The 10,393-nt window shown below is 71.5% G+C and carries 8 protein-coding genes and 1 tRNA gene; 2 read left to right on the top strand and 7 right to left on the bottom strand.

The window, feature by feature from the left end; translation table 11 throughout:
• Positions 1-7: 7 nt before the first annotated feature.
• Both AC792_RS06145 and AC792_RS06140 read right to left on the bottom strand, forming a co-directional pair.
• Positions 8-490, bottom strand: a complete 483-nt coding sequence (locus AC792_RS06145) for an FHA domain-containing protein FhaB/FipA (RefSeq protein ID WP_049829689.1) — start codon at positions 488-490, stop codon at positions 8-10.
• Complete coding sequence (locus AC792_RS06140; protein ID WP_049829688.1) at positions 487-1,227, bottom strand: FhaA domain-containing protein; 741 nt, start codon at positions 1,225-1,227, stop codon at positions 487-489. Before AC792_RS06140 ends, AC792_RS06145 begins: the two co-directional genes overlap by 4 nt.
• A 317-nt stretch (positions 1,228-1,544) precedes the next feature.
• Between AC792_RS06140 and AC792_RS06135 the strand changes: the two genes are divergently transcribed.
• Positions 1,545-1,627: transfer RNA gene (locus AC792_RS06135), tRNA-Leu, on the top strand.
• Positions 1,628-1,680: 53 nt separating this feature from the next.
• Here the strand turns inward: AC792_RS06135 and AC792_RS06130 are convergent.
• From AC792_RS06130 to AC792_RS06115, 4 genes are all read right to left on the bottom strand, one after another.
• On the bottom strand, positions 1,681-5,112 hold the full coding sequence (locus AC792_RS06130; RefSeq protein ID WP_049829687.1) for an error-prone DNA polymerase: 3,432 nt from the start codon (positions 5,110-5,112) through the stop codon (positions 1,681-1,683).
• An 88-nt stretch (positions 5,113-5,200) separates the two neighbouring features.
• On the bottom strand, positions 5,201-6,793 hold the full coding sequence (locus AC792_RS06125; RefSeq protein WP_326947805.1) for a DNA polymerase Y family protein: 1,593 nt from the start codon (positions 6,791-6,793) through the stop codon (positions 5,201-5,203).
• Entirely contained in the window at positions 6,790-7,590 is an 801-nt protein-coding gene (locus AC792_RS06120) for a hypothetical protein (RefSeq protein ID WP_049829686.1), read from the bottom strand. Before AC792_RS06120 ends, AC792_RS06125 begins: the two co-directional genes overlap by 4 nt.
• Positions 7,591-7,738: 148 nt before the next feature.
• A complete protein-coding gene (locus tag AC792_RS06115) occupies positions 7,739-8,131 on the bottom strand; it encodes a DUF5997 family protein (protein ID WP_049829685.1) in 393 nt (130 codons plus the stop codon).
• A gap of 54 nt (positions 8,132-8,185) precedes the next feature.
• On the opposite strand from AC792_RS06115, the gene AC792_RS06110 reads away from it, so the two are divergent.
• Positions 8,186-8,908, top strand: a complete 723-nt coding sequence (locus AC792_RS06110) for a LysR substrate-binding domain-containing protein (RefSeq protein ID WP_049829684.1) — start codon at positions 8,186-8,188, stop codon at positions 8,906-8,908.
• Between the two features lie 57 nt (positions 8,909-8,965).
• Here the strand turns inward: AC792_RS06110 and AC792_RS06105 are convergent, their stop codons facing one another.
• Positions 8,966-10,366 carry a GntP family permease gene (locus AC792_RS06105; protein ID WP_049829683.1) on the bottom strand — a complete coding sequence of 467 codons (1,401 nt, stop codon included), beginning with the start codon at positions 10,364-10,366 and terminating at the stop codon, positions 8,966-8,968.
• Positions 10,367-10,393 lie beyond the last annotated feature (27 nt).

Below are 10,393 nucleotides of genomic sequence, written 5' to 3'. Positions count from 1 at the left end.
GGCACGCCTACGGCCTCAACTCGATGACGGTCTTGCCGATCCTGATCGGGACGCCGGGTTCCACCGGCAGGGCACGCGTGAGCTGTGCACCGCCGAGGTAGGTGCCGTTCGTGGAGCCGAGGTCCTCGACGAACCAGCGGCTGCCCTGCGGGAACAGGCGTGCATGGCGTCCCGAGGCGTAGTCGTCCTCGAGCACGAGCGTGGCCTCCTGGGCCCGGCCGAGGAGGATGGGGCTGGCGGCCAGGTCCAGGGACGTCCCGGTGAGCGGACCCTCCGTGACCACCAGCTGCCGAGCGGGTGTGCGCGCGGGTTCCTCGACCAGCTCCGGGTTCTTCCGGAGTTCGCGCGCCGTGGGAGTTCCCACCTTGTTCCGGCGCCCCACCACCAGGTCCCGGCGCAGTGCACCCACGGCGCTGAGGACGAAGATCCACAGCAGCGCGAGGAACCCGTACCGCAGCAGGGTGACCGTGAGCTCGCCGGCGTCGCTCATCGCTGGGAGCCCCCGCCCTGCGCGGGCAGCAGACGGAAGGTGAGCCGGGACCGTCCCATGGTGATGGTGGAGCCGTCCGTGAGCTCGACCTGGCCGTCGACCCGCTGGCCGTTGACATAGCTCCCGTTCGTGGATCCGAGATCCACGGCGTAGCTGCGCCCGGAGGTGGTGCGGATCTCGAGGTGACGGCGGGACACTCCGGTGTCGTCCACGAGGATCCCGGCCTCGGAGGACCGCCCGAGGATCACCGAGGAGGAGGTGATCGGGTGGCGGTGGCCGTCGAACTCGATGACCGGCTGGTAGCGGGTGGGTTGCCGACGCGGTGCCGCCGGTGCGCTGGGTCCTGCGGCGCGGGAGGGTTCGGTCTGCTTCTCGATCGACGAATCGATCTCGAACACTCCCGGCCTCAGGTGCGGATCATGCTCGAAGGAGACCCGTACCGGCCCCTGGAGACCGTACTGCTGACTGTTGACGTGGGCTATCACGACGTCGCACAGCTCCTCGGCCAGCGGGGACCCCCACTGCCGGGCGAGCTCGAAGTCGGAGTCCGAGAGCCGGGCGGTGAACACGTTCGGTGCGAGGGTGCGGCCCTGCGAGAGGACGAGGGAGCGGTTGTCGAGCTCCTTGCGGAGGGCGCTGGCGATCTCGAGGGGCTGGACCTGCGAGCGGGATCCCGTGGAGAAGGCACCGCGGACCAGTTTCTCGAGTCCACGCTCCACGTTGTCGAGAATGCCCATGCGCTGCCTCCTCCCTCCGATCCGGAGATCTCGGGCCCGGCAGCGGTGTGCCGCAGGGCGTTTCCCGGTGCTGCGGACGGCAGGGTCCAGCCGGGCATGTTCTCTCCGATAGTACTGGGGTGCTCTGGTAAAGGGCTTCAAGCAGGTGTCCGTGGGGTCACTTTGTCCTAACGATCCGGGCGCAGGGGGTGCTGCCGCGATCGGTGCTGCCGGAGCCCGTCGTCGGACGGTTTAGGTGATTGGGCCCGCGCTCCGTTATGCTTGCTTCTGCTGTTCACAACGGTCCGCGTTCCGCGCGGGGCGGTGGATCTCGAATTGCGCGAGTGGCGGAACGGCAGACGCGCTGGCTTCAGGTGCCAGTATCCGAAAGGGTGTGGGGGTTCAAATCCCCCCTCGCGCACAGATGAGAAGGGCTCCCGCACCGCGGGGGCCCTTCCTGCGTTCCACCGCCCGTCAGCGGAAGTCCCGTGAACGGGTGGTGGCCCTCAGCCGCAGCACCTCCAGGCGGTCGGCCACGATGTTCACCACGCCCTCGGCAGAGCGCTCCAGGATGCCCCGGACGATCATGCTGCCGGCCTCCCGGGCCACCCGGCGGTGGCGCTGCCACACACCCACCGAGCAGATCACGTTGACCAGTCCTGTCTCGTCCTCCAGGTTCAGGAACGTGATGCCGCTGGCGGTGGCCGGGCGTTGCCGGTGGGTCACCACCCCGGCCACCTCGACCCGCCGGCCGGGAGCCGCGGTTCTCAGCTCCACCGCCGTCAGGGCACCACGACGCCGCAGCCGGTCCCTGGCATGGCGTACCGGGTGGTCGTCCGGGGTGATCCCGGTGGACCACAGGTCCGAGCCCACCTTGTCCACGTCCGAGAGTTCGGGCAGCAACGGTGGTTGGACGTAGACGCCGGTCCCCCTGATCTGGCCCTCGCGTTCGGTGGATGCCGGACCGGCGTTCCACAGGGCCTGCCTCCTGCTGAGGCCCATCGAGTCGAAGGCCCCCGACGCCGCCAGGGCCTCCAGTTGGGCCGAGGTGAGCCCGGTGCGCCGCGCGAGATCCGGCATGTCCGCGAACGGTCCGTCCCGCTCCCGTTCCGCGACGATCCGCTCGGCCGATCGGACACCGACCGACTCCACGCCGGCCAGGCCGAGGCGCACCGCGTAGTTGGCGTCGCGCCGGTGCACGGTGGAGTCGAAGGGGGCGTCCGGGTCGAAGGGTCCCACCGGTTGCTGCACGTCCGCCACGCAGCAGTCCATCCCGCTGACGCGGGCGGAGGGATCGGCGGGAGGGGCGTACCCCTCGAGCGGTTCGAGATCGGCGTGCACCCCCGAGTGCAGGATGTCCGGCCGGAGCACGACGACGCCGTGCCGCCGGGCGTCCGCCACGAGTGTCTGCGGGGAGTAGAACCCCATGGGCTGGGCGCGCAGGAGCGAGGCGAGGAACGCCCCCGGGTAGTGCAGGCGCAACCAGGCGCTGACGTAGACCAGCAGGGCGAAGCTGATCGAGTGGCTCTCCGCGAAGCCGAAGTTCGCGAAGGCGTGGATCTTCGCGTAGATGGTGTCCGCCGTGTCCCCGGTGATCCCGTTGGCCGCCATGCCCTCGTACAGCGTGGCCTTCAGCGAGTCGATGCGCTCCTCACCGCGCTTGGAGCCCATGGCGCGGCGCAGCACGTCGGCGTCCGCCGCCGAGCAGTTGCCCACCACCATGGCCATCTGCATGAGCTGTTCCTGGAAGAGCGGCACACCCAGGGTCCGCTCGAGCACGGGCTCCAGTGCCGGATGGAGATAGCGGACCTCCTCCTCCGCCGTCCTGCGTTTGACGTAGGGGTGCACGGCCCCGCCCTGGATGGGCCCGGGCCGCACCAGGGCCACCTCGATCACGAGGTCGTAGAACCGGCGGGGCTGCAACCGGGGGAGCATGCCCATCTGCGCACGGCTCTCCACCTGGAAGACCCCCACCGAGTCGGCGAGGCACAGCATGTCGTACACCCCCTGCTCCTCCTGGGGAACGGTGGCCAGCGTCCAGCTCTCTCCGAAGTGCCGCTCCACGAGGTCGAAGTTGTACTGGATGGCGGCGAGGATGCCGAGCCCCAGGAGGTCGAACTTCACCAGCCCCATCCAGGCGCAGTCGTCCTTGTCCCACTGCAGCACGGTTCGCCCGGCCATGCGCCCGTGCTCGATCGGGCACACCTCCCCGACGGGGCGGTCCGTGAGCACCATGCCCCCGGAGTGGATGCCCAGGTGCCGCGGGAACTTCAGGACCTCCTGCGCCAGGCCCACCACGGAGTCCGGGATGTCGTGGTCCGTGCTCGAGACGAGCCCGCCCCACTGCTCGATCTGCCGGGACCAGGCATCCTGCTGACCCGGACCGTGGCCGAGGGCCTTGGCCATGTCCCGGACGGCGAACCTCGGGCGGTAGGTGATCACGTTGGCCACCTGCGCCGCGTTGTACCGCCCGTACGTGCGGTACACGTACTGGATCACCTCCTCCCGGCGGTCCGAGTCGAAGTCCACGTCGATGTCCGGTTCCTCGTCGCGCATGCTCGAGAGGAACCGTTCGAAGGGGAGCTGGTACCTGATGGAGTCCACCGCGGTGATCTCCAGCAGGTAGCAGACCGCGGAGTTGGCCGCGGAACCTCGCCCCTGGCACAGGATCCCCTGCCGGCGCGCGAAGTGCACCAGGTCGTGGACGATCAGGAAGTACCCGGGGAAGCCCTTCTCCTCGATGACGTCCAGTTCCCGTTCGATGCGCTCGCGGACATCGGTCCTCCCGGCGTAGAACCGGTCCGCCCCCTGCCACACGAGTTCGCGCAGGTAGCTCATCTGCGTGTGCCCCGGGGGCAGCTCGATCCTCGGCAGACCGGGTCTGACGCTGCGGAGGGTGAAGGAGAGCTCGGCGGCGAGGTCCATGGTGCGTTCCACCGCTCCGGGGTGGTCCCTGAACCTCCGGGCCATCTCCGCACCGCTGCGCAGGTGGGCCACTCCGGCGGCGGGGAGCCAGCCGTCCATCTGGTCCAGGCTCCGGCGTGCCCGGACCGCGGCCAGGGCTGAGGCCAGCCGGTGCTGAGCGGGGGTCGCGTAGTGCACGTTGTTGGTGGCCACCGTCGGCAGCGCGAGGCGTCCGGCGAGATCGGCCAGGGCGTGGTTGTGCATGGTGTCCAGCGGGTTGCCCTGATCCGTGAGCTCCACGGTCACCGAGTCCCGGCCGAAGAGCTCCACGAGCTTCCGGAGTTCGGCCTCGGCCGCCGGTTCGCCGCCGGTGGCGAGCGCCGAGCGCACCGCCCCCTTCCGGCATCCCGTGAGGACCATCCAGTGGCCGTCCGCATGGCCGGCGAGTTCCCCTGGGTCGTAGCGGGGCCTGCCCTTCTCGGCGTCGTCCTTCAGCTGGGCGTGGGTGATGGCGGCGGACAACCGGTGGTACCCGGCGGTTCCGCGGGCCAGCACCAGGAGGTGGTGTCCCTCGGGGTCGGCCTCCCCGTTCTGCGGCCCGGACAGTCCGAGGGAGAGCTCCGCACCGTAGAGGGTGGAGAGGCCCGGGTACTTCTCCGCGGCCTCCGCGAAGCGCACCGCCCCGTACAGGCCGTCGTGGTCTGTCAGGGCCATGCCCGCGAGTCCGAGCCGCTGCGCCTCCTCCACCAGGTGCTCGGGGCTGGAGGCGCCGTCGAGGAAGCTGAAGTTGGAGTGGACGTGGAGCTCCGCGTAGGGCACCACGGGCCCCTCCGAGTCCCCGGGGGCCGTGGCGTCGGCCGGCGCCGCGTAGGGCTGCCGTTTCCGCGACCAGGCAGGGCTGTCACCGCCGTCGGCCCCCGCCGGTGGCGCGCCGGGCCGCGTGGTGTCGGACAGCCCCCGTTCGAGATCGGTCCACGGGATCGGCGGATTGCTCCAGCCCACGGTGTTCCCCCTGCCCCGGCCGTACCGGTGATGTGGTGCCCTCGGTCATCGGTGTGCTCCCGGCAGCCGCTCGATCGGCGGCCCGGGCTCAGTCGTAGCCGGCCTCCACCCACCACGCGTGGTCCTCGAGCAGCAGCAGCCAGGCGGATCCGTCCCGGTCCACGAGCTGGAAGCGGTTGAGCACCCGGCCTCCCGGGTCCCACCACCGCTCGTCGATCGGCCAGGGTCCGGCCCAGGAGTGCACGGCCCGGCGCTCGGCATCGATGCCGAAGAAGGCGGGGTCGGCGCTGAGGAGGCCGCGGAGGTCCACGTCCACCGGGTTGCCGCGGGCATCGAGGACGACGGCGGCCACGGGAGCGGCGAACACGGTGGCGGGGGCGGGCCCGGGCACCCGGCCGGGCCAGGGCCGGTCGCGGTTCCTCGCGCCGGCCGGACCCGGAGGAGGGTCCCCCCAGGGGATGAGAACACGGCGGTCCGCCAGGAGCCTTCCGCCGGCGATGATCGCGGTGAGGACGGCGCCGTGACCCAGCATGCCCTGTACCCGGGCGAGGCCGTGGTGGACCTCTTCGTCCGTTCCCGTTCCCCACAGTCCGTCCGCGTGGTCGGCGAGATCCTCCGTGACGTCCGGGACCACCTGCACGCGCGTGATGCCGGAGGTGAGGGCGGAGTCGGAGGTGCTGGTGCCCTGGAGCTGCCAGCGCACGCGGTCCACGACGTCGTCGGCGTCGAACCAGCGCGGGTGCCGCCAGCTGCGCTCGGACGTCTCCCCCGATTCCGTGGAGAGGAGCATCCGCAGCACCGTGCACACCAGCCCGGCCCCGCGCAGCGCCTCCACGAACTCCTCGGCGCGGACGCGGAAGGCGAAGGCCAGCTGGTCGATCCGGGTAAGGGGTGGCTCGAACTCGGACGCGGTGTCCAGCCGGGGTGGTGGTGTCCGGGCCCGCACGTCCCGGTGGTCGAGACCGCTCGCCTTCCGGTGGGCCAGGGCGCCCTCGAGCCCGAACCGGTTGCGGACGTCGGAGGCGGGCAGTGCCGCGAAGTCGCCGAGGGAGCGGATGCCGAGCCGCTTGAGCAGCACGGTGAGCGCGGGGTGCTCGAGGATCTCCAGGGGGTACGCGCTCAGGAACCAGGCCGAGCGGCCCGGGGGGATCACCACCACCTGCTCGGTGCCGGTCTCGCCCGCGGCCCGGGCGGCCTGTTCGGCGGCGAACGGGCCGTCGGCCACCCCCACGCGGGCGTCGGTGAGGCCGATGGCCGCCAGGGTCCTCAGGAGCACGTCCGCCGCCTCGTCCTCACCGCCGTAGTAGCGTGCGGGCCCCTTGGCCCTGATGACGCCCATGCCCGGCCGGATCACCTGCACCCCGGGCATGATGGCCTCCACGGCGGTGACCACGGGTTCGAAGGTGCGTGCGTCGAGTGCGGGGTCGTGGAGCAGGCACACCAGCCCGGTGCTGCGGGCCTGCGCCTCCCTGGTCCGCAGCCCCCGCTTCACGCCGTCCTGCCGGGCCGCGGGGGAGCATGCGAGGACCTCGCCCCGCTCCGTCAGCGCCAGTGGCGTGTCCGCGGGAAGGGCGTGCTCGCGCAGGGCCGCGGTGACGGGCCAGTCCGGACACCAGAGCAGCATGGTCCGGGTGGCGGGTACACCGGATGCGCCGCGCGGTACGGGCGGGACGGCCGTCACGAGGAACGGACCAGGTGCGCTCCGAAGAGGGCGTCGGCGGGCCCGGTGGTCCCGGAACGGGTTCCTGCACCTGAGGCGGTGTACGACGACGTCGGGCCCGGGCCGGTGGAGCCCCGCAGGTCCGCCGGCTCCACGTAGGCGTGGCGCAACCGGCCGGAGGGCTGGGTGGCGGTGATCTTCATCCGGCGGCTGCGCAGGTGCCCGGTCCCGGCTCCGAGCCCCTCCCAGGCGCTCTCCGCCACGCCCAGGAGGGAATCGCTCTGCTTCCAGGCGCCCAGCGTGATCAGGGCGGCACCACGCCGGCGGAGCCTCGCTCGGAGACGTTCACCCTCGGTGGGGGCCAGGTGTTCCGGGGCGCGGGTCAGGACGATCGGGACCACGTCCACGAGGGCGGCCGTGACGGTGAGCCACTGGGACCCGGGGTCGGGGACCAGGACGAGGCGCTCGAGGTTGATGCCGAGACCCTGTGCCGCCTCCACGCCGAAGTCCGGTATGCCGACGACGCCGCACCACGCACCCGTGGCCGAGGGGCCGGCCAGCAGGGCCATGGCGAGGGTGGCGGAGTTCCGCACGGAGTAGGAGCCGCCGGCCTGCAGGCCGCCGCCGGGCAGGATCCGGGCCAGGGCGGGGACCGTGGGCAGGTTCCGGGAGCCGAGCCTGCTCGTCTGCAGGGCGTCGATGCGGGTCTGGAGACCGAGCGCCACCTCCGCCGGGGAGCGGCCACCGGCACGCGGGAGGCCCTCGGCGTCGCCGGAGGGCTCGTCCTCTTCGGGGGCAGGACCGGCGGGGAGAGGCATCACCCGTCAATGTTCGAATACGTGTTCTATTAAGTCAATCACCTCGAAGTGGAGGTGGGACGCGTGTTCGAGGCCGGACGGCGCGAGAATTGCCGCGGCCCAGGGGAGATCCGTCGAGGATCCTGCGGGAATCCTGCGGATCGGGGAGTCAGGCGTCCGCGGACCCGCGAGTGGCGTCCCGCTGCTTGACCCGGGTCGCCTCGGCACGCACCGCGGCCTGCGTGGCCCGCTCGGACACCAACCAGGCGGGCGGGTCCTGCAGCAGGGTGGTGATCTGCTCGGTGGTCAGGGGCTCGGTCACACCTCCGCGGGCCAGCCCACCGATGGAGACCCCCAGCTTCTGGGCCACCACAGGGCGCGGGTGCGGGCCGGTACGGCGCAGTTCGGCGAGCCACTCCGGAGCGGACTGCTGCAGGGCGTCGAACTCCGCGCGGGTCAGCTCCGTGTCCTGGAAGTCCTGGGGAGTGGCGGGCAGGTAGATTCCCCGCTTGTTGGCCGCTGGGGGGGGTTTGGGGGTCTGGGGGGTCTTCGCGGGGGTCATGGTGCAAGCCTAACGGCCCGCTCAACGGTCGAGGCCAGGAGCTACTGTGATCAGATGCCCGCCGACCAGCCCGATCGATCCCCCCACCCCCGCGTCCTGTCCGTCGGCTTCGTGCCGGGTGTGACGCCGGGCAAGTGGGTGGCACGCTGGCGTGAACGGCACCCCGCGGTGCCCCTCGAGCTGCAGTCGTACGACGACGCCCTACCGCCTCTGCGGGACGGTTCGGCGGACGTGGTGCTCGTCCGGCTCCCGGTGGACCGGGCGGGGCTCCACCTGATCCCCCTCTACGAGGAGCAGCCCGTGGCCGTCATGTCCCGGGAGGAGGAGCTCTCCCTCTACGAGGAGATCCCGTCCGAGGAGCTCGACGCCGTGGTGCTGCTCGACGTCGCGGCGTGCGGCGGCCCCGCGGCGGCGGTGGAGGTGGCGGCGTCGGGTGCGGGCGTGGTGGTGCTGCCCATGTCCCTGGCCCGCCTCCCTGCGCGGAGGGACTCCGTGCACCGGCCCGTCCAAGGTCTTCCTCCCACCACCATCGGGATCGCCTGGCGCGTGGACGACGACTCGCCCGAGGTGGAGGAGTTCATCGGGATCGTGCGCGGACGCACAGCCCAGAGCTCCCGCCAGCCGTCCCGGCGGGAGGCCCCGAAGCGGACCGCCGCGCAGAAGGCGGCGGCGAAGAAGGCTGCCGCCGGCGGCACCGAGGACCGGAAGGGTGCCCGGAGGGCCCCGGCGCCCCGGAAGGCGGCACGCCCCTCCGGATCGCGGGGGAAGAAGCGCTGACGCGGCCCCCGTCCCGCCGCCCGGACCAGGTCCGCCGGTCGGATCGGGCGGAAGGGCTCAGACCAGGGAGGCGAGGCTGAAGACGGCCGCGGCGATCGCGAAGCCCATCACGCCGATCGTGGTCTCCATGACGGTCCAGGTCTTCAGGGTGGTCTTCACGTCCATGTTGAAGAAGCGCCCCACCAGCCAGAAGCCGGAGTCGTTCACGTGGCTCACCACCACGGAGCCGGCGGCCACGGCCACCACGAGGGCCGCGACCTGGAGGGCGTTGTAGTCCCCGGCGAGGATCGCGGGGGAGATCAACCCGGCCGCGGTGGTCAGTGCCACGGTCGCCGAGCCCTGGGCCACGCGCAGGATCGCCGCGATGAGGAACCCGGCGAGGATCAGCGGGATGCCGAGGTCACCGAGGACGTCCGCGAGCGCGGCACCGATCCCGCTGGTGCGCAGCACACCGCCGAACATGCCGCCCGCACCGGTGATGAGGATGACGGAGCAGACGGGGCCGAGCGCCGATTCGAGGGTGCTCTCGAGCACGGTCTTGTCCACGCCCCGGCGCCGACCGAGCACATAGGCCGCCACGAGGAGCGAGATCAGCAGTGCCACGGGCGTCTCCCCGAGCACCCGCAGGAGCTGGAACCACGTCTGATCGGTCAGGCCCTCGTCGAAGGACCCGGAACGTGCAGCGGTGTTCAGCCCGGTGTTGAGGAAGATCAGCACGAGGGGCAGCAGCAGGATGCCCACCACGGTGCCGAACTTCGGCGGGTTGGCCTCGGCGTGCTCGTCGGCGGTGCCCAGCAGTTCGGGGACGGGCAGGACGAACTTCCTCCCCGCCCGGAGACCGTACAGGTAGCAGGTCACGTACCAGGTGGGGATGGCCGCCACGAGGCCCACCAGGATGACCACTCCCACATTCGCGCCGAAGAACTCCGAGGCCGCCACGGGCCCGGGATGCGGCGGGACGAAGATGTGCATCACCGAGAATGCACCGGCCGCCGGGAGCCCGTACCGGAGTACGCCGCCGCCGAGTCGCTGTGCCACGGAGAAGACCACGGGCAGCATGACCACGAGTCCGGCGTCGAAGAAGATGGGGAAGCCGAAGAGCAGGGAGGCGACGCCGAGCGCGAAGGGCGCCCGCTCCTCACCGAAGACCCGCACGAGGTGGTCCGCGAGCACCTTGGCGCCACCGCTGGTCTCCAGCAGCCGGCCGAGCATGGCGCCGAGCCCCACCAGCAGTGCCACGGCCCCGAGGGTGGACCCGAAGCTGTTCACGAGCACGGTGACGATCTGCGAGGTGGGGATGCCCGTGGCGAACGCCGTGGCGAGGCTGATGAGGATCAGCGCCACGAATGCGTGGATCCGCAGTTTGATGATCAGGAAGAGCAGCACCAGGATGGCCGCCGCTGCGATCAGGAGGAGCGGACCGGCCGTGAGGCTCTGGGTCCATCCTTCGATTGTCATGTCTTCTCCATTGAAAGGCGGTGCGGG

It is taken from the genome of Arthrobacter sp. RIT-PI-e, from assembly GCF_001187915.1.
Classification (GTDB): Bacteria; Actinomycetota; Actinomycetes; order Actinomycetales; family Micrococcaceae; genus Arthrobacter_D.
This window is presented reverse-complemented; position numbering and strand designations above follow the sequence as displayed.

Excerpts from the sequence above, each read along its gene's own strand:
- AC792_RS06145 (WP_049829689.1), bottom strand. The coding sequence starts at position 490 with ATGAGCGACGCCGGCGAGCTCACGGTCACCCTGCTGCGGTACGGGTTC.
- AC792_RS06140 (WP_049829688.1), bottom strand. The coding sequence starts at position 1,227 with ATGGGCATTCTCGACAACGTGGAGCGTGGACTCGAGAAACTGGTCCGC.
- AC792_RS06120 (WP_049829686.1), bottom strand. The coding sequence starts at position 7,590 with ATGCCTCTCCCCGCCGGTCCTGCCCCCGAAGAGGACGAGCCCTCCGGC.
- AC792_RS06115 (WP_049829685.1), bottom strand. The coding sequence starts at position 8,131 with ATGACCCCCGCGAAGACCCCCCAGACCCCCAAACCCCCCCCAGCGGCC.
- AC792_RS06110 (WP_049829684.1), top strand. The coding sequence starts at position 8,186 with ATGCCCGCCGACCAGCCCGATCGATCCCCCCACCCCCGCGTCCTGTCC.
- AC792_RS06105 (WP_049829683.1), bottom strand. The coding sequence starts at position 10,366 with ATGACAATCGAAGGATGGACCCAGAGCCTCACGGCCGGTCCGCTCCTC.